The 18914-nt window shown below is 59.6% G+C and carries 14 protein-coding genes; 8 read left to right on the forward strand and 6 right to left on the reverse strand.

The features are described 5' to 3' along the window. Nucleotides 1-4: 4 nt before the first annotated feature. The 3 genes from LOC68_RS25310 to LOC68_RS25320 all read left to right on the forward strand — a co-directional run bounded on the left by LOC68_RS25310 (nt 5) and on the right by LOC68_RS25320 (nt 4467). Complete coding sequence (locus LOC68_RS25310; protein WP_230224208.1) at nt 5-484, forward strand: ATP-dependent zinc protease family protein; 480 nt, start codon at nt 5-7, stop codon at nt 482-484. A 385-nt stretch (nt 485-869) separates the two neighbouring features. After that, nucleotides 870-1988: a hypothetical protein gene (locus tag LOC68_RS25315; protein WP_230224210.1), complete on the forward strand. Its 1119-nt coding sequence runs from the start codon at nt 870-872 to the stop codon at nt 1986-1988. A 451-nt stretch (nt 1989-2439) separates the two neighbouring features. Next, entirely contained in the window at nt 2440-4467 is a 2028-nt protein-coding gene (locus LOC68_RS25320) for a hypothetical protein (protein ID WP_230224212.1), read from the forward strand. A gap of 110 nt (nt 4468-4577) precedes the next feature. Here the strand turns inward: LOC68_RS25320 and LOC68_RS25325 are convergent, their stop codons facing one another. The 3 genes from LOC68_RS25325 to clpX form a co-directional block, all read right to left on the reverse strand. Further along, complete coding sequence (locus LOC68_RS25325) at nt 4578-5030, reverse strand: hypothetical protein (protein WP_230224214.1); 453 nt, start codon at nt 5028-5030, stop codon at nt 4578-4580. 74 nt (nt 5031-5104) lie between these two features. Beyond that, nucleotides 5105-5614 carry a hypothetical protein gene (locus LOC68_RS25330; RefSeq protein WP_230224216.1) on the reverse strand — a complete coding sequence of 170 codons (510 nt, stop codon included), beginning with the start codon at nt 5612-5614 and terminating at the stop codon, nt 5105-5107. Between the two features lie 798 nt (nt 5615-6412). Further along, nucleotides 6413-7690 (reverse strand): ATP-dependent Clp protease ATP-binding subunit ClpX, encoded by a 1278-nt coding sequence (clpX, locus tag LOC68_RS25335; RefSeq protein WP_230224218.1) that lies wholly within the window; start codon nt 7688-7690, stop codon nt 6413-6415. An 841-nt stretch (nt 7691-8531) separates the two neighbouring features. Here clpX and LOC68_RS25340 point away from each other — a divergent pair. The 5 genes from LOC68_RS25340 (at nt 8532) to LOC68_RS25360 (ending at nt 13966) form a co-directional block, all read left to right on the forward strand. Continuing rightward, complete coding sequence (locus LOC68_RS25340) at nt 8532-9182, forward strand: bifunctional 4-hydroxy-2-oxoglutarate aldolase/2-dehydro-3-deoxy-phosphogluconate aldolase (protein WP_230224220.1); 651 nt, start codon at nt 8532-8534, stop codon at nt 9180-9182. A 65-nt stretch (nt 9183-9247) separates the two neighbouring features. Continuing rightward, nucleotides 9248-10213 (forward strand): DUF1559 family PulG-like putative transporter, encoded by a 966-nt coding sequence (locus tag LOC68_RS25345; RefSeq protein ID WP_230224222.1) that lies wholly within the window; start codon nt 9248-9250, stop codon nt 10211-10213. A gap of 339 nt (nt 10214-10552) precedes the next feature. Continuing rightward, a complete protein-coding gene (locus tag LOC68_RS25350) occupies nt 10553-12313 on the forward strand; it encodes a hypothetical protein (protein ID WP_230224224.1) in 1761 nt (586 codons plus the stop codon). Nucleotides 12314-12367: 54 nt separating this feature from the next. Continuing rightward, the gene (gene holA, locus LOC68_RS25355) at nt 12368-13474 is read left to right on the forward strand and encodes a DNA polymerase III subunit delta (protein ID WP_230224237.1); all 1107 of its coding nucleotides are present in this window, start codon (nt 12368-12370) and stop codon (nt 13472-13474) included. A 234-nt stretch (nt 13475-13708) separates the two neighbouring features. After that, on the forward strand, nt 13709-13966 hold the full coding sequence (locus LOC68_RS25360) for a hypothetical protein (protein ID WP_230224239.1): 258 nt from the start codon (nt 13709-13711) through the stop codon (nt 13964-13966). A gap of 3 nt (nt 13967-13969) precedes the next feature. Here LOC68_RS25360 and LOC68_RS25365 read toward each other — a convergent pair whose 3' ends face one another. The 3 genes from LOC68_RS25365 to LOC68_RS25375 form a co-directional block, all read right to left on the reverse strand. Next, nucleotides 13970-15598, reverse strand: coding sequence for a GumC family protein (locus LOC68_RS25365; RefSeq protein ID WP_230224241.1), 1629 nt, complete (start codon nt 15596-15598; stop codon nt 13970-13972). A 135-nt stretch (nt 15599-15733) separates the two neighbouring features. Beyond that, nucleotides 15734-16873, reverse strand: coding sequence for an N-methyl-L-tryptophan oxidase (gene solA, locus LOC68_RS25370; protein WP_230224243.1), 1140 nt, complete (start codon nt 16871-16873; stop codon nt 15734-15736). A gap of 9 nt (nt 16874-16882) precedes the next feature. Further along, nucleotides 16883-18754, reverse strand: a complete 1872-nt coding sequence (locus LOC68_RS25375; protein ID WP_230224245.1) for a hypothetical protein — start codon at nt 18752-18754, stop codon at nt 16883-16885. Between the last annotated feature and the right edge of the window lie 160 nt (nt 18755-18914).

Below are 18914 nucleotides of genomic sequence, written 5' to 3' on the forward strand. Positions count from 1 at the left end.
GAAAGTGACCGACCAGAATCCGAATTCGGCCGTCATCGGCTGGCAAGAATATGTAGCCCTACCGGAATGGAACGTTCCGCCAATTCGGGCCAAATCGGATAGCGGCGCTCGCTCTAGCGCCATCGACGTCGTCGACTTTGAAGAGCTTCCGGGGGATCGCGTCCTGTTTCACGTCGCTCTGTCGAAGCTCAACCGGGACAATCTGGTGACGATCGAAGCGCCGATCAAACGGCGAACCCGGATCAAGTCGAGCAACGGCAGCGTCCATGATCGGATCATCGTCGAGACGACGATCAAGGTCGGCGAGCATGAAGCGCTGGTCGAATTGGGCCTGGTCTGCCGCAAGACGATGCTCTGCCGGATGCTGCTGGGACGAACCGCGCTGGTGGCGGGACGCTTTCTGGTCAATTCGGAAAAGCGTTATCTATTAAGCCAAAAGCCCGCGTCGACCAAGCACAAGAAACGCCGTCCCGGAAAACCGTGAACCAGCCGGACGAAATCTACGTAACGGACCATGGCGCGGAACGTCCCCCACGCTAGCGTTGTTTCTCGTGCGGTTGCCCGGTTCTGTTCAAAACTGGTCTAGGTGATCGCGACGATCTGGATTAGGTTCACTGTAATCTTTACAAACGGCGATTGCGGCATGGAAGGTCGCTGGCTCCTCTTGGGGGGCCGTCGCTGGCACGAAGATACCCTCGTCGCATGTCACAGAATGCGGCGTACTCGACGAAGCTGCGGCGTTTGATCGGAATCAGCGTCGCCCTAGCTGCTGGAGTTCTCCCCCGGGAACCGACGCGGCGCCCCAATAGCGAGTTGCAGGAGGCGACTCGTCCAAGCACGATCCCAGAACACTTGGAGATTCCAAGAGCATGGAAGCTCGTATCCGCTTCGCGGCGATTCTGTTCGCCGCGCTACTCTCGCTAGGCGCTAACTACCGTACTGAGAACTTTGTGGTCACTGCTCCTGATCAGCAGATGGCCAAGCAAGTCTGCCTGGCGGCCGAAGGTTTCCGCAAGCAACACGCCCAGGAATGGCTCGGCCGAGAACTTCCCCCGTGGTCGCAACCTTGCCCGATCTTGGTAAAGGTCGGCGGCGGCGCCGGCGGATTCACCCAGTTCGCCTTCAATCGGGGCGTGCCGTTCAACTGGACCATGGAAATCCAAGGTTCGCGTGAACGGATTCTCGACTCGGTCCTGCCGCACGAAGTGCTGCACACCATCTTCGCGACTCACTTTGGTCGTCCCCTTCCCCGCTGGGCCGACGAAGGAGCTTGCACCACCGTCGAGCACGAATCGGAAAAGAACAAGAACACCAAGCTGCTGTACGAATGTCTGACGACTGATCGCGGCATCGCCTTCAATCGGATGTTCGCGATGGACGAATACCCGGCCGACGTGCTGCCTCTGTACGCCCAAGGCTATTCGCTGGCTCGCTACTTGATCGTTCAAGGGGGCAAGCCGAAGTACGTCGAATACATCGGCGAAGGGATGCGGACCAACAACTGGACCCGCACCACGCACAAGTTTTACGGCTATCGCAGCCTGAGCGACTTGCAGGTCGCGTGGCTCGATTGGGTTCGCGACGGCAGCCAGCTCGCCAACGTTCGCGGTCCGCAGCAGCCAGAGCAAGTGGCGATGAACGACAATCAGCCGCTGGTCCGCGGTCAAAGCCCGGACGGCCCGGTCGCTACGCCCGCTTCGTATGCGATGACGCCGCTGGCCGGCGATAAGTCGTCATCGGTGATGCAGGTCAGCGCCAATTCGGGCGACGGCTTCTATCACAGCGGCGGCAAAGACTCGGCGCCGCAAGACGCTGTGATGAACGTCGCCGCGGACGAAGCTGCTCGCCAGATCGGTTCGCAGCCGAGCTCGATCGCTCCGACCGAGCCGAGCCCGCCGTCGAAAGAAAAAGTTTTGCTGGAATGGGAACGAACCAGCCGCAACGCTCCGACGTATTACCTTCCAGGCGGAACGTCGCTGTTCCGCTAATCGAGCGAGCGACTCCTGACTGACGAAACGAAAAACGCCGACCCCCGCAGTCGGCGTTTTTTGTTTCTTGCGATGCGAAAAACTAGCCCGCAACGCAAGCGAGGGAATGCGGCCGCCATTCTCCTCTCCGCGAAGTCGTATCTTCTCGCGACGCCATCTCTGCGTTTGCGCGAAAGTGGACATGCTTCTCGTCGCTGGAATGAAGATTTGTCCGCGATGGTTGCAATGCCCAAAAATCAGGCTTATGTTCGTTCCTAAGCAGAGGGCTGGAATCACGCGTGTGAGATTGCATGCCGCGATTCTTGGATTTGCGACGCCGCCCAGTGAGCGCTGGCGAGTCGTTCTATGCCCGACCGTCGTAATGCCCATAGTGAGAGTTGGGAATCGACGCGGCGATTGCTTCTGGGGAATTACTCTCTTCTTTCTTGACGTTACATCTTTGAGGTGGTCAATGATCGGTCGTTCCCTGCTTGTCGCTGCGGTCTGTTCTGCGTTTCTATGGTCGGGGCTCACGACCGCCGCTGCGGCGCGGGGGCCTGAGAAAGCGATTACCGGCGTCGTTACTGCCGCCGGCTTGCCGCTGGAAGACGCTTACGTCGAGTTGTTTTCGTCCGGCTTTGGCGTCGCTCGTCTCATCTCGGCCGACACGACCGATGTGAACGGCATGTTCAGCGTCAATTATCGACGCTGCTCGCCGCGCGATTTGCTTTACGTCGTCGTTTCTGAAGGCGCCCCCGGCGAAAGCAAACTGGTTCTGGTCGCTATCCTTGGGCAAGTCGGAAAGAACTTGTCGACCAACGTCGTCGTCAATGAACTCACCACCGTCGCCGCCGCCTTCGCTTGTGCGCAGTTCATCGACGGGGACGAGATCTACGGATTTTCGCCTGGTCTTGATAACTCCTTCGCCACGACGACCAATCTGGTTGACGTGCAAACCGGCACGGCTGCGGCGGTCATCTCGAACTACAACAACGGCACGACGTTGTCCGTTTATCCCCGCAGCACCGAAGCCCTCCTCTACTTCAACACGCTGGCCGACATGATCGTCGCGTGTGCGGCCGACAACAGCGGCGCCGCGTGCGATCTGCTGTTCGCGCTGACGACGCCGGCCGACTCCCCTGCCCCGACCAATACGTTTGAAGCGATTCACAACATCGCGCGTAACCCGGCCGAGTTTGATAGCGCCGCCCTGCTCGCCTTGGCGGAAACGGCGCCTCTTTACGATCCGCTGCTGACCGATCCGCCGACCGCTTGGGTTCTGACGCTCCACTTCACCGAAGGTGGTTTCAACGCGCCGGGGCGGATCGCCTTCGACTCGAAGGGGAACGTCTGGTCAAACAATAACTTCTCGGGCTCGCCCCCGACCGTGACTCCGGCGAACCAGGTATCGGTCCTCGGTCCGCTGGGACAGCCGATCCTTAACAGCCCGATCATCGACTCGCATGTGAATGGTTCCGGCTATGGAACCGCGGTCGACATGTTCGACAACGGTTGGATCTCCAATTTCGTAGACGGGGGAATCACCTCCTTCTCTCCCAAAGGAAAGCAGCGGGTCTACATTCCGGCCAGCGCCTATCACACCAATCCGCCGGTCGTGGCGATGGGGATGGCGTTCGATCAGCATGGCAACCTCTGGGTGACCAACATGGGCGATTCGACCGAGCCGCTCGACGCCGGCTCGATCACCGTCTTTTTGAAAGCGAACCGCAACCGCGCGCTGACGTTCCCAGAAGGAACGAACGACGGATCGGTCGTCCGGAAACCGTTCAGCGTGGCGATCGATTGGAGAGGACGAGCCTGGGTCGCGAATTCAGGCTTCGCCCCGCTCCACGTCGGCGGAGTGGCGGTGTTAGAGCTGACGCGCCATGGCAAGTTCAAAGTGATCGCCCAGGTTGATTCGCACGCCCTTTCCGAATCGCCTGATTTGACGCTACTCCGTAAGCATGGCGACTTCTCTTCGCCGAAGACGATCGCGATCGACCAGGGAGGGAACGGTTGGATCAGCAACTTCGAGTCGAACATGGTGACGTTTATCGACGGTAAATCTTTCGACGCGACCGACTATGAAGCGGATCCGACGTCGCACAATTGGGGCATGGCGGTCGACGGCAGCGGCCAGCTTTGGATCGCCAGCTTTACGAATCCGCCGAGCGACGCGATGACGCCGCCGGTGATCTCGGTGATGCAAGGAACCGACTCCGATCGGGGCGAGTTCCTCTTCAGCTTCTCGAACCCCTCGATGCAGCACATCACCGGCCTGCAGATCGACGCCTCCGGCAACGTCTGGATTTGCAACAACTGGGACCTGGCCACCACGCCCAGTCAAATCATCGGCGGCGACGGCCTGGTGCAATTCATCGGCGTCGCAACCCCGGTCAATACGCCGTTGATCGGCCCCCCAACCACCGCCGAATTCTTCCACCCCAGATTCGGCTTCCGCAACTTCGGGCCAAGCAAGTGGTTTTCGTTCGGCTGGTAAAACCCAAACACTAGCCCGCAGCGCAAGCGAGGGAATGCGCATGCAAGTTACAAGAGGAGCGCGTCTGCCGAATCGGGCGGCGCTCCGTCAGGCCAAGGCCTGGCCAGTTTTTACTTAGTCTTAGGCATGACGAGTCTGCTACAAATCATTTGGTAGTCGAAGTTGAATTGGCTGTCTCGTCCCGGAAGTTCGGGAAAATGCGGGAGGATCCAAGGACTGCTAAATTGATGTTGAAACTCATTTCGCCAGATTTCAATATTCACCACATAAACTGGCAAATGATGGTCGGGGAACTGGCTGGCCGTTATATCGACGGCCAAGCCATCGACCTCGAGCCAATTGTGTGTGCGTTCCGGGCTACGATAGATACCTTCGGCGACTTCTACTCCAGTGATTCCTTGTTCGTCAAAAAAAAGGCCGAGTAAATCACATGTAGTGGTACACGCACCTGATGGGAAATCTCGCATAAGCCAAAGGTTGAATTCACTTGATTTGCACGCAACAATTGCCTCGCGAAATGAAAGTGCGGCATTTCGAATTGTCTCAATTTGCTGCTTTTTCATATCGCGGATTTCCAGGGTAGTGCAATTAGGTAATTGTAGGCCAGACTCTGGTCTAACACACGTTTAACGGAGCGTTACCGGAACTTTGTCCAAGAGAGGCCCGGCACGGTCAGCGTTTGATACGTCAAGCCAATCAGCGGACTCGATTCATCCAAGGCAAGCAGTGTGAAGAAACGTGCTCCTAGGGCTAATTGCCAACGCGAGTACTCGTGGGCAATTCCCAGCAGTCCGGACAGCCAAGGGAGATCTTCTTTGGCGGCGACATCCACGTTTCGGATCTCAAGTACGTGCCTTTGGCCCGGCTGCAAATCAAAGTCAAAGCCGTCGCGCAAGGCGTTCAGGTTTCCGCCATCCGACGTCAGTTTGTAGCCGAACTGCTCTTCCCAGAGGAAGATCTCTCCCATGTAGCTTACGACCGGACCGACGCCGTTGGCGAAATCGAGCGACGTGATGCCGTAGTTCTGCGACCGTAGCCACGCTAGGCAAGCGTCGCGATGTTCAGTTTGCACCGTCATCACTCCTTCCGCGGCGAGGATCGCCCACACGTCAAAACGCCTCCAGTCCAGTTCGGCGAACGCAGCCATCAAGTCTTTCTCCCTCTCTTTGTTTCTTGCAAAACAGAGCCGTTTTGTAGTATACTGACCCCTCACGATGCGGGCTTCTGATCAACGCCCCGTGCATTCTTTTTTCTATGTCCTCGGATTGGGCCGAGGTCGATTTAGCGACCGTCGATTTCGGAGCGGTTCGCTTTGTCTTTTGCCGCGCTGGTTGCGGGTGCGCTCTCGGTGCGCGCGGATCGCGAGTTACTGCCGGCGAGCTTGATTTTGGTTGTGGTCGGGACCAGTGCTGCGAGAAAAAAAATGCGCGGTCCAGTCCACTGTTGGTTCGAGCGCGAATGAATTGGGGCGATTCGGTATGCGGTGAGGTCCGGCGAAAAAAAGTGCGCTGTCCAGTCCACTGTTGGTTTGGGGACGAAGCAATTTTGGCGGTCTGGTTTACGCCGGCGCGAAAAAACGTGCGCGAGCGGTCCATAGTATGGAGCTTGGCTGATGGGTGAGTGACGCGGAAAGGGTTGCGCGACTGAACCAGGCTTAGAAGACTGGGCGGGACGCTTAAAAAAAGAACTTGGTCCGGTCCAGTCCTTCGTTGTTGGAGCTGCGAGATTCTTCATTGAATCAGCGGCCGCATTCCCTTGCTTGCGCTGCGGGCTAGTGAAGAGGTGGGTGAGACGCTTTGAGTGGCACGGCTCGCAGAGCCGTGCCACGCACGGATTCTGTATGCGCACAAAAAAGCCCCAGCCGGTGGAGAGTCGGCTGGGGCTTGGTTTCGCTATCGAGTTGTGGAGGTCAAAGTTGCTACGTCAAACAAGCGGAGGGGAAGTCTTACGCGCTTTTCGTTTCCGGCATCTTGAAGAGCTTGTCGCGCCCTTCGATGACGTCACGCGTGATCGAGAACGAGCTGCCCGGTTCTTGTTCCGGCAGATCGAACATGATGTCGAGCATCACTTCTTCGATAATCGAGCGGAGGCCGCGGGCGCCGGTACCCTTGTTCAAGGCACGTTGGGCGATCGCTTCCAGGGCGTCTTCCGAGAAGTCGAGCGACGCGTTTTCCATTTCAAACAGTTGCTTGTACTGCTTGATCAGAGCGTTCTTCGGCTCGGTCAGGACGCTCTTCAGCCCAGCGGCGTCGAGCGGTTCGAGCGAGCAGACGACCGGCAGACGACCGACCAGTTCCGGAATCAAACCGAATTCCAGGATGTCGTCGCTGGTGACGTTACGCAGGCACTCGGCCGAGTCGGCTTCGCTCTTGTAACCCGACTGTTGACCGAACCCGATCGACTTGCGTCCGAGACGCTTGCGAACGATGTCTTCGATCCCGACGAACGTGCCGCCGCAGATGAAGAGAATGTTGCTGGTGTCGATCTGGATGTACTGCTGTTCCGGATGCTTGCGTCCCCCTTGCGGCGGAACGTTGGCGACGGTTCCTTCGAGCATCTTGAGCAGGGCTTGTTGGACCCCTTCGCCCGAGACGTCGCGGGTGATCGAGACGTTGTTGGACGTCTTGCCGATCTTGTCGATTTCGTCGATGTACAGAACGCCGCGCTGGGCCGCTTCGACGTCGAAGTCAGCGGCGTGCAGCAACTTCAGCAGCAGGTTTTCGACGTCTTCGCCCACATAGCCGGCTTCGGTCAGCGTGGTGGCGTCGCCGATGGCGAACGGCACGTTGAGGATGCGAGCCAAGGTGCGGGCAAGCAGGGTTTTGCCGCTGCCGGTCGGGCCGGCGAGCAGAATGTTCGATTTTTCGATTTCGACGTCCGAGCCCTCGGCGCCCATGATCAGACGCTTGTAGTGGTTGTGGACGGCGACCGAGAGGACCTTTTTCGCGTTCCCCTGACCGATGACGTACTCATTGAGAGCCGTCATGATTTCGCGCGGGCTCGGAACGTGATTGAACAGTTTGCCGCTGGCGCCGCGACGACGATTCTCTTGTTCGAGGATCGACTTGCAGAGATCGATACATTCTCCGCAGATGTAGACGTCGCCGGGGCCTTCGACCAGCGGTCCCACTTCCCGGTAGCTCTTGCGGCAGAACGAACAGAAAGCGTTCTTTTTATTCGTCGAACTGCGACGTCCACCAGTGAGATCTTTTCCCGCGGGCATTCACAAACTCCTTTACGGCTTCTCAAAGTTGAACCGAGCGCGTCACGACGACGCGTCATTGGCGAAAGGGCGAAATTCGCCGTCTCGGTTCCAAACTCCCAGGTGTCGCTCGATTTGGCCGTAGGCTGTGAAGCCGTGGGCCCGGGGGGCATCCTTGTCCGCAGAGAGTCGAGCTATCAAATCTCTATTAAATCTATCTCAAGCGTCCGTACATTCCGGGCTCGATGTCACACGTTGCGTGTACAACCAGTGAATCGACCCAGCAGCCTCCCAGGCTTGAACTCCTAAATGTACGGATGCATCGTTACGTTTGTGCGGAACATAACCGCAAAAATGTCAGACATCGCTGGGCGGGCCCGCAGGCGGCTCTTCATTTGAATCTCTAGCCGCCTTACGGATTTGCGTCGAAATGTCCGTCTTAATCTTTCGGAATTCCTCGTCGCTTAGAGCACCCCGTGAATGCAAATCCCGAAAGTTTGATAGCAGTGTTTCTTGCTCTGGCAGGTCGTCGCCGGCGCGATCCCGAAACCTTCTCATAATTTGGAACGCTAGTATCAGTGCTACGAGTGAAAGCACTAGTAGCACAATTCCCTGTCCTAGGTTCCAGAACGTTTCTGCGTCCATTCTTGATTCAAGCGTGCGCGGAGTTGGAGAGGAGAACTACCGCGTGGCCCGAGCGGCGTCTGGTTTTGTTATTATCTCACGTTTGGCCGATTTGACAAAGCGTTACGCAAAATGCGGCCTCCGTTGAGCTTACCCTTTTTTCGCATTGAGCGGGGAAGCGGACGCCGGATGCGTCCCCCCCGGCCTGTGAAAACCTGTCTCTGGGAGCCCCACCGTCATGAGTGAGCCTACGATCGTCGAGCGGATCACCGCCTCTGGAATAGTCGCCGTTTTGCGGGCCGATCGCCCCGAAGCGGTGGTCGATATCGCCGAAGCGCTGCTGGCCGGCGGCGTCGACGCGATCGAGGTGACCTTCACCGTTCCCAAGGCGCACCAGGTGCTGGAAGCGGTCGCCGACCGGCTGGGGGGGAAGATCGTGCTGGGCGCCGGGACCGTTTTGGATCCCGAAACGGCCCGACTGGCCATTTTGGCCGGCGCCGAGTTCGTCGTCTCGCCGGCGATCAATCTGCAGACGATCGAGCTCTGCCGCCGCTACAGCAAAGCGATCCTCCCCGGCGCGCTGACCCCGACCGAAGTGCTGACCGCGTGGCAGGCCGGCGCCGACGTCGTGAAGATCTTTCCGTCGGAGATCACCGGCCCTCAGTATCTGAAAGCGCTGCATGGTCCCCTGCCCCATATCAAGCTGATGCCGACCGGCGGGGTCAACCTGAAGACGGCGGTCGACTTTTTGAAGGCGGGGGCCTGCGCCTTGGGAGTCGGCGGATCGCTGATCGAGAAGGAGGCGGTCGCGAGCGGCAATATGCAGCGAATCGCCGACCTGGCGGCCGAGTACGTCAAGATCGTGCAGGACTTCCGCGCAAGTCGTTAGCGAGGAAGGCCAGCGGCTCCTATAATCGGCAGAAATTGACGCCCCCCTCGCAGAATGCTTATCCCATGCCGATCTCGTTCACTTGTCCCCACTGCGGGACGCAAATGGAAATCGACGAAAGTTATGCCGGCCAAACGGGGCCGTGCGCCATTTGTGCCAAGGAAATCACGATACCGCAGCTAGGAGCGACCGGGCCTGCGACTCCCCAGCCGACGAAAACAGGGGCGCGGAAGCGAGTGTCGGAGGCGGATCAGGCGCGCATGCCGCTCTCGACGATTATGTTGATCCTCGGCTTCTCGTTCGCAGGGCTCGCTGGTCTGGCGATTTGCGGCGGCGGGGTCGCCAGCGTGGCGGTCCCGGCGATCAAGCAGGCTCGCCGCGACACTCAGAACCAAGCCTCCCGCGATAATTTAAAGCGAATCGCCGCGGCGATGGACGCGTACTACTCAACCTACGACGCCTATCCGCCGGCAGTGACGACCGACGCCAAGGGAAAGCCGATGCATTCGTGGCGCGTACTGCTGCTGCCGTTTCTGGGGCATTCGGAGATTTACTCCCGCTACAACCTGAACGTGCCGTGGGACGATCCGATGAACATGCAGCTTGTCAGCGAAATGCCGAACGTCTACCGGAGCTTTGACGAAACCGGAAACGGCTTCTTCGACACGCGGTTTGTGGTGATCCGGGGGAAAGAGACGCTCTTTCCGGACGGGGGCGGCGTCACAAAGGACGATATTAAGGACGAGTACGAATCGCTGCTGCTGGTGGTCGAAAAGAACGGCCCCGGCGTCAACTGGATGCAGCCCGACGACCTGATCTTGAATCGCGACTCCCTATTAATAGAAAACGACCCGGAAAACGCCGCGACGCTGACCAGCAGCCTGACCGGGAACGCGGTCATGGCCGACGGCGAAGCCTTTCTGCTTCCCGACATGACGAGCCAGCAGCTGATGCGCGACATGGCGACCCGCAAGGGGCAGGAAGAGGTTCATACCGAACTGCATGATCTGCTGAATGAGCCGCAGTATTAGTGAGACGACCGTAGGCTGGGTCGAGACCCAGCTCTTATTGGCCTACCGCGTAACACGCTGGGTCTTGACCCAGCCTACGATTGATTGTGTGGTAAACCTTAGCGATTAGGGGGCGGCGTCTGGTCACGTGAGTTTCGACGAGCGATAGCAAGCGACAGTTAGGCGGCACAACCGGCAGCAGCGCCTAGACGCAAAAACTCTTCGCCGTCGGCAAAGTCGACCATGGTTCGCTAACGAGACCTAGCAAGGCTGCTATCTCCAGCGACATTTCCTGAATGACCGATAGTAACGAATAACCGTCGTTGACTTTCGCAGACGTCGTCAGGGCAGCTATTTACATTGATTACCACCGTACGCCATTTGTCGCTGGGACTGGTCGGGCTAATGCTCTGCCCGCTAGGTCTGTTCGCCCAACAGGCCCGACCCACCGGTCCGTCGGCAGTGGAAGTGATGGAGACGCGGCAGCGCGAGTTTGCGATTCCGTTCCAGGTGAATCAGGACGGACCTAACCCGCCGGTCGAAGTTCACCTGATGGTCTCGAACGACCAAGGGGGCAACTGGACGCAGTATCGCGCCGAATCGCCGGCCGCCAATCGTTTCGTCTTTCAGACTAACAATGACGGCGAGTTTTGGTTCTCGGTTCGCACGATGACCCGCGACGGCAAGCTTTCGGTCAGCCAGCAGAAGCCGGAACTAAAGGTGCGCGTCGATACCGAACTGCCGACCGTTAAACTCGAACTGAATCCGCTGCCGAGCGGCGAGATCATCGCGCGCTGGATGGTGAGCGACGCGTTAGTCGATCCGAAGAACGTTTACCTTTCGTATCAAACGGCGCCCGACGCTCCCTTCACGAATGTGACGGTCGACGCGACGAAGGCCTACAACGAGAACAACGTGATCGCCGGCGAAACCCGCTGGTTCCCCCACGCGTCGACCCGCTACATGCTCGTTCGCTTTGAAGCGCATGACCGTGCCGGCAACGTCGCCAGCGCTCAGCAAACGACGACCGTGCCGCTGGTCGCGACGCGCCCGCAATGGGGCGCCGTTCAGGGACAACGCCCGGTACCCGATGGCGACATTTACCGCTCGACGGGAGGCGCCGGCGGCCCAGAAGATCCGTTCCGCCGCCGTGACAATCAAAAGCCGGCGTCGGTCCCCTGGCCTTCCGACAATCGTATTCCCGGCGCTCCGCCGGCCGCCGAGCCAACCGCTCCGGCAGCAAGCGGAGCTCCGGCGGCAACCGCCGGAATGGCCGTTCCGTCGGCGCAACCGGCCTCCAATCCGTCGGCTGGCAGCGCTGCGACGAACTCGCGTTTCTCGAACTATTCGCAATACTCGGCCGGCCCGGCCGAGTCGAAGCCGGTCGACAGCGCGGTTCAGCCGCCGGTCGCTGGCCCGAAGCCGCCGGAGCCGAATCTCGATCTGCCTCCCGGCGTTACGCCTGAATACGTCAACTTCAAGAAGTTCGAGCTGAACTACAGCGTCGATGCGATCGGCCCTTCCGGTATCGGTCAGGTCGAACTTTGGTTGACCAAAGATGGTGGCCGTACCTGGGAACCGGGCGGGATCGATCCTGATCAGACCAGCCCGGTGGAAGTCGAAGTGCAATCGGAAGGAACCTATGGCTTTCGCGTGGTGGTCGAAGGTGGGAACGGTCTAACCGGTCGTCGCCCGCAAGCCGGATCGCTGGCCGACATCTGGATCGTCGTAGACGAGACCCCGCCGGTCGCCAAGATCGCGAACGTCGTCTACGGCCAAGGCGCCCGGGTTGGTCAGCTCGATATCGAATGGGAAGCGGAAGATCGGTACTTCGGCGAGAAGGCGATTTCGATCTACTACGCTGGATCGCCCGATGGACCTTGGAAGCCGGTTGCCGAGAATCTGCCGAACGATCGCCACTTCGCCTGGCGAATTACGCCGGAAGTTCCGGCCGACATTTACCTGAAACTGGTTGCGACCGACGCCGCCGGAAATCGCCACGAATCGATGATTTCGCGGCCGATCGCGAACGATGGGCTGACGCCGCAAGGGAAGATCAAGTCGATTCGCCCGTCGACCTCTTCCCCCAATCAGGCGACTCTACCCGTGACAATCCGCTAACTGCCGGGTAGGCTACAGCGGTTTGATCGTCACGCTGCCTGACCCCATTTCGGCATGTCGAAAACCGTCCATTGCTTTGATTTTCTCGATGAAGACGCCGGCGAAGTCCCCGGGATGGCGATCGTCTACGGACGCGAAGCGCTGCTGGCTCGCCTGGCTTTGCGGCAGATTCGGCATGCGGTCGTCGGCGGTGATGACGAGGATGTGCCGATCGCCCGACTCGACGGCAAGACCGCCGCTTGGCGAGACGTCATCGACGAAGTCGGCACGGTCAGCCTGTTCGGCGGAGGAAGTCGCCGCCTGGTGATTCTCGACGGGGCTGACGACTTCGTCAGCCGTTACCGGGCCGAACTGGAAAAGTATGCCGACAAACCGAAGCGTAGCGGCGTGCTGGTCCTGGTGGTCGAGAACTGGCCGAAGAACACCAAACTGTTCAAGAAGCTGGACGAGACCGGCTTGCAGGTCGATTGCAACCTGCCGGAGAAGAAGTCAGGCAAGCGGAGCGTTCCGGACGCGAAGGCGCTGCACGACTGGATGATCAAATGGGCGAAGAAGACCCACCAGGTCAAGCTCGAGCGGGACGCCGCCGAGATGATGGTCGAACTGATCGGTCCGGAGCTGGGGCTGATCGATCAGGATCTGGCCCGACTGTCGCTGTACGTCGAACCGAACGGAAAGGTGACGGCTGACCTGGTTCGCGACGTCGTCGGCGGTTGGCGGATGAAGGCGATCTGGGACCTGGTCGATGCGGCGGTCGAAGGACGAACCGCCGGCGTGCTGGAAGACTTGGATAAGCTCTTCCAGATGGGCGAACGCCCGCAAAAGCTGTACGGTCAGATCGCCTGGTCGCTGCGGCGCTATGCGGCGGCGGCTCGGATCTATCAGCGAGCCCAGCGAACCGGCGAAGCGAAGTCGCTGCGAAACGCCCTAGCCGACGCCGGTTTCCCGAACTGGCCGAAGGCGCTTGATGAAGCGCAGGAACGGTTGAAGCGTCTGGGATCGATCCGCGCCGGTCGATTATTTCAACAGCTACTGAAGTTGGATCTCTCGCTCAAAGGGACCCACTCGCACGACGATCGAGGGCGGCTGGCGCTCGAAAAGCTGTTCGTCGGCTTCGCGGCGGAGCTCGATCCGCGTCATACGCATGGTGATCGCCGCTAAATCCGGAATTTCATCTGCGGCTCACATGATTCTCTTGCAATCTGCCAATAGTATTAGAGGTGCTATCGCATCCAGAAGCACTTGATGCGTGCAACTTGGAAATTTGAGAATCTCAGTCGAAATTGCGAACCGCCTCCAAGCTGCAGCCGTACGTTGTATTACAGACGGTCATGGATGGACCGTTGCTCATCTCATCTGCTAGCGAGGGGCGATTGTTGGATCGCCGAAACTAAAATGAACACGAATGTCGCACGGACGCCGGAAAAGACGGACGATTCCCAATTCAATCTCACCAACGCGGTCACCTACGGTTTGCTAACCGCGGTGCTGACGGCGCCGATTGGAGCGATTTTGGCGTTCTATCTCGCAGCGGACGACGCTTCGGTCACTACCCTCTGGCAGTTCCACGTGCAGGCGCCGGTTAGCTTTGGCGCCTTGGTCGCCTTTCTGACGTCGGGGCTGTTCGGCGCCAAGTTCGGCGCTCAGCTCTAATCCTTACGTCGCAGAAGTATTATCCGGCAGCGGCGAAGCGGTTCCCGCTTCCGGCAGCGGAGGAATGACCGCGCCTGATCCGCGGCGGTCTGACTGATTCTCTGCCGGCGCTGAATCGCTGGCTCGACGTCCCCCTTGGCTGCGTCGGTCTCCACCAGAGGCTTGCGGTTGCACCTCTGGCGCCGGCGCGGGAGGATCGGCCGCTCGACGACCGCCCGGTTGAACGGTGGCGGCAGGGCCATCGGGATGATCGCTGGCACGTTTCCCCCACAGCTTATCGCTCAGGCGACGACCCAACTGCACCGGACCCGGCGAAGTCAGCACCAACAAGCCGACGCCGATCGCGATGCCGCCGGCCAGGCCGACCAGCAGGATCATCGTCCGGCCAGGACCGATCGGATAGGTTCCGACCACCGGCGAGTCGACCAGGGTAATCAGGCTCGTCGACTCGGCGCCGAGCAAACTCGCTTTGGCGTCGCTCAACTGCTTTTGCGTGGTCGCCAGGTTCTGCAGACGTTCCTGGACGTTCGACGCCAGGTTGTCATACTGGGCTCGCATCCCGGCGATGCCGCCGAGCTTCGCCAGGACTTCCTTCTCTTGCTTGCCGAGCGAAACGATCAGCGCTTGATTGACGCGCAGTTCGTTGTCGACGGCGATATGAGCGCGGGCCAGCTCCGACAGCAGATTGTCGCGGACTTCTTCTTCCGCCGCGACCGCCGCGCGAACTTGCGGGTGATCGGGGTTCATGCGGCCCAGCAATTGCGATTTGTTCAGCTGGGCGTCGACCAGGCCATCCTTCAGACGCTGCAGCGCCGGTTGAGCCGCCAACAATTGATTGGGAGCGGCGAGCAGCATCTCGGGATTGTTCTTCGAGTCGGCGAGCAATTGCAGCAGTTCTTTCAGCATGTCGCGCTGCGACTCGGCCTGACGAAGTTCGTCGGTGATTTGGCGGTGGGTCGCTTGCAGCTTGCCGTCGGCCGATGCGGTTTCGTTCAGGCTGCGAAGTTCTCCCAGATCGCTGCCGACGCTCCGCTCGAACGTTTCCAGCTTGGCGGTCGCATCGTTCAGATCTTCTTGCGCCAGTTCAACGGCACGCTGCAGTTCGGCGATCACGCTGGCCGCTTTGCTGTTGCGAATCCGCTGCAGGGCCAATTGCAGTTCTCGGCTGAGAGCGGTCGCTAGTTCCGCCGCCCGATCACGACTGGTTCCTTCGACCGACAGAATCAAAACTTCGGTCGTACCGAACTCGGCGCCGTTGGGAGGAGCAATGCCGATCCGCGAACGCAACGTATCAATATCATCGAGCGACGGGAAATCGCTAGACGAGCCGGTCGGGCCGACCGTTTCGAGCGTCTTCTTCACCACCGCGGTGCTGCGAGCCGCCTGGACGATCGTCTCTTGCGCGGTGCGCATGTCGTCGATCGTGCTGAACCGCCCCTGCTTGTCGAGCTGGCCGATCGCCGCGTCACGCACCACCATGGTTTGCGAGGCGCTCCAGAGTCGCGTCTTGGCGAAGGCGAACACGAGCGCAAGCAAACCGCACGCGATCGTCGGCGCCAGGATCATCCACTTCTTTTCGAGGACTGTCTTGCGCCAATACTGGACCTGCGGGTTGTCGAGTAGACCGTTCATGATTCATGCAATGCAAGGTTCGCGGGTCAAACCGATCGTAACGATTGCGCATCCGGAGCGCTGTCGTCGGCGCGAAAGTATAGGTTGCGATAGAGCGCAGTTCAGAAGAAATAAGTCCGCATTTCGCCGTGTGATTTAGCGCGCAAAGCGATCAGGCGCCAGGAATTCGAGCGGTAACGGACTCGTCCCCCGCTCGACCAGATCGGCCAGCGCTTCACCCAGCACCGCCGTGAACTTGAAGCCATGCCCTGAAAGGCCGGCCGCCAACGCGATCCGCTCTTCGCCGGGATAGAGGCCGAGCAAAAAGTTCTCGTCCGGCGTCATCGTGTAGAGACACGTTTCATGACGAAGCGGTCGCTTGGAGACGCCGGGGATCGAACGTTGGAAGAACGCGGCGATTCGCCGCTGATCTTCCGGATCGGCCGAGTGTTCGTAGTCCCACGGCGAAGCGAGCTCCTGGCCGCCGCCATGTTCGGCGCCTTTTAGTCCGCCGCCAGGCGTGATTTCGGGGAAGCCGTAGAAGTAGCCGTGCGACGACTCAAAGAAGTAGCAGGGACAGCCGTTCGCCTCTTGCAGTCGCAAGTCGTCAATCGCGTACCAATGAAGATGCTTTCGCAACACTCGGAGCGGAACGTTGAGTTGCTTCAAGAGCTCGACTGCGCCAGAACCGCCGGCGATGATCAGCTTTGCGGCGCGGTACTCTCCACGCGAAGTCGAAACGCAAAAGCCTTCGCCATCACGACTCCAGGAGAGAATCTGCGTATCGCCGATCAGCTCTCCGCTATGCTGCTGCGCTAGTTGTAGAAACGTGGAGACGCAATCTTCGACCAGCAGATAACCGGCGCGGCGCTCAAAGGCGACCAGATGATCGTCGGGAAAGAGATACTGCGGAAACTGACGCGACGCTTCCACCGGAGTCAGTTGATCGATTTCCAAATCGAATTGCTCCGCGGCTCGCATGACGCCGGGGAGCACAATTCCATCCGGCGGGCCGATCTCGACCAGGCCGGTTTCGTGATAGAGCGAGCGCTGCGACTCCGCTTCCAATTCACGCCACAGCTCATAGCTCCGCTTCAGCAGCGGCACGTAGCTGGGATGTTCGAAGTAGGCCTGGCGGATGATTCGCGTTTCGCCGTGCGAACTGCCGTGAATGTGCGGCGGCTGAAATCGATCGATCGCCGCCGCGCGAAGTCCACGCTTCGCCAACTGGTAGAGAGCCGCCGACCCGACTCCGCCGGCGCCAAGGACCAGTACGTCGTACGGAGCAGTCGACATGGAAAACACCTATTGCTGCGGCTTGATCTCGAAATCGAGCGACGCTTGGCCGAACTTGTCGGTCTCTTTGTCGCGTACCGAAAGTTCCAAGCGATATCGGCCAGGCGGAATCCCCTCGGGCAGATAAAGTCGGTAGGTGAACGACAGGTCGCGGCGTCGATTGGCGCACCGATCTTTGTACTCTGGAAAAGTCCGAGCGTCGACACGGCGGCCGGTATCGTTGAAGATCTCGTAGCTCGCGCCCCAGGTCGACTCGAACTGGCCGTCGACTTCTTTGCTCGTCAGGTTTTCGATCTCGAGGTAAACCAGCAGCTCTTCGCCGGGCGTGAACGACGTTTTCTCAAACGGGGTGAAGTCGCCGAAGCCCTTCACGTTGCGGACGAAGGTGACGTTCCGCAGGTCGAGCGGGCAGAGCTCGCTCAGGCTGGCGGTCGCTTCCTGGAGCGATCGCAAGGCCAACAAACTGCGGCGATCGACCGGGATCTCGCTGTTATGGGCGAAGTCGCTGGCGGCGAACAGCAAGTTCGACCAGAACTCTTGTTCGGGGGCCGGGAGCGCTTCGATCTTCCTCATCGCTTCCCCTTTTCGCTCGGCGATCAGGTAAAGCATCCGCAGGTGAATTTCTTTCGTCTGTCGTTCTGCATCGGTCAGCTGTGAATTGCGAAGCGACATTTCCATCGCCGCGATCGCTTGACGCAGGGCGCTATCCCAATCTTGCGACGTTCCGGCCGGACGATCCCGTTCGGACCAGTACAAGATTCGCTTGTCGTCGCGGCGATGAGCGACCCACCCGGCATCTTCCAGATCGAAGATGATCGACTGCAGTTCGTCCAAGGTGAGGGCCGGAGGAGCGGCGACGTGATCGCTCGAACGGCCGCCATCGGCGGAATCGCTCGACTTGGCCGGTAACGCGTGTTTGTTGAGTTGGTTGAAGATGTCTTCCAGCGAAACGTGGCCGCGATTCCAAATCGCTTCCATCACCAACTGCTGGTCGGCGGAGAGTGGCTGAACCGCAGCCGGCGAAGATTTCGGCATGTCGGCCTTCGCCTGGTTGGCGGTTGGCGGAATCGCAGTCGGCGGAACATTGCTGACGACGCCGGTTCGCTGATCTTCCATCTGATCGGGATGAGCCCCTTGCAGGACCGCTTCTTCAGCGGTCGGCAGCGGTTCGACGTGCGATACTTGCTGCACCGGATAAGCGGTCGCGGCGGGCTGGGCGTGAGCGGGCTGATCGCGACGCGTGAATTCGTACTGGGTGAAGTTCGGATTTCCGGTGCGAGCGTACTCGGCGATCTGCTCGGCGGTCGGCAGATCGGCGGCGGATGTTCCTTCCGCGGTCGGCAGTCGCTGCGGCACGTCGCCGCGAGCTTGACCGACGCGTTGCTTCATTTGATCAAGCAGCGCGGCCAGTTGATCGTTCGAAGCGGCGGTTTGCTGCGGCGTGGTCGCCGGCTTGGCGGCCAGCTGCGTTTCGGCGGGCTTCTTCTCTTCCGGCGGTTTGGCCGAAGCGAATTGCGTTTCTAGAATCCCGAGCACGCGTTCCAGCTCTTCCGGCGAACTGCCGTTGAACTGACGGATGATCGCCGCTTTTTCGGTCTCAGGGAGAGAGAGCGACTGAACGCGAGCCAGGAAATCCGGGGGAAGTTGCTCCTGCTCGGCCGTAACTTCGTCGATTTCGCGCGACGCGGAGGCGACCACTTCTTCCTGTTCGTCGAGGACATGGCGCTTGCGGCGCGAACCGGCAGGCGGGCCTGACATAATGCCGGCCAACGAAGTGTCGCCAGAGCTATGCGTGTACAAACCGGGTACGCAACCAATATTGGTCGCCGCCAGGAGGAGGATGCCGTAAGCAATTCCGTAGTTCGTACTTCGAAACTTCATCACCAGACCTTCGCCGCGCGCGTAAAAATCGATGTTTCCGGGCGGGGATGGTAGGAAATGCTCAAGTTTGACGCAATAGCTGCCGGAGAGAATTTGCTAGCAGCGTTTTTCGGGAAGAAAACAGGGCGTCACGGCTCACAGAGCCGTGACGCCCTCCTGC

It is taken from the genome of Blastopirellula sediminis (assembly GCF_020966755.1).
GTDB classification, from domain to species: Bacteria; Planctomycetota; Planctomycetia; order Pirellulales; family Pirellulaceae; genus Blastopirellula; species Blastopirellula sediminis.

Coding starts and splice junctions, on each gene's coding strand:
- LOC68_RS25315 (WP_230224210.1), top strand. CDS start 870: ATGGAAGCTCGTATCCGCTTCGCGGCGATTCTGTTCGCCGCGCTACTC.
- LOC68_RS25320 (WP_230224212.1), top strand. CDS start 2,440: ATGATCGGTCGTTCCCTGCTTGTCGCTGCGGTCTGTTCTGCGTTTCTA.
- LOC68_RS25325 (WP_230224214.1), bottom strand. CDS start 5,030: ATGAAAAAGCAGCAAATTGAGACAATTCGAAATGCCGCACTTTCATTT.
- LOC68_RS25330 (WP_230224216.1), bottom strand. CDS start 5,614: ATGGCTGCGTTCGCCGAACTGGACTGGAGGCGTTTTGACGTGTGGGCG.
- clpX (WP_230224218.1), bottom strand. CDS start 7,690: ATGCCCGCGGGAAAAGATCTCACTGGTGGACGTCGCAGTTCGACGAAT.
- LOC68_RS25340 (WP_230224220.1), top strand. CDS start 8,532: ATGAGTGAGCCTACGATCGTCGAGCGGATCACCGCCTCTGGAATAGTC.
- LOC68_RS25345 (WP_230224222.1), top strand. CDS start 9,248: ATGCCGATCTCGTTCACTTGTCCCCACTGCGGGACGCAAATGGAAATC.
- holA (WP_230224237.1), top strand. CDS start 12,368: ATGTCGAAAACCGTCCATTGCTTTGATTTTCTCGATGAAGACGCCGGC.
- LOC68_RS25360 (WP_230224239.1), top strand. CDS start 13,709: ATGAACACGAATGTCGCACGGACGCCGGAAAAGACGGACGATTCCCAA.
- LOC68_RS25365 (WP_230224241.1), bottom strand. CDS start 15,598: ATGAACGGTCTACTCGACAACCCGCAGGTCCAGTATTGGCGCAAGACA.
- solA (WP_230224243.1), bottom strand. CDS start 16,873: ATGTCGACTGCTCCGTACGACGTACTGGTCCTTGGCGCCGGCGGAGTC.
- LOC68_RS25375 (WP_230224245.1), bottom strand. CDS start 18,754: ATGAAGTTTCGAAGTACGAACTACGGAATTGCTTACGGCATCCTCCTC.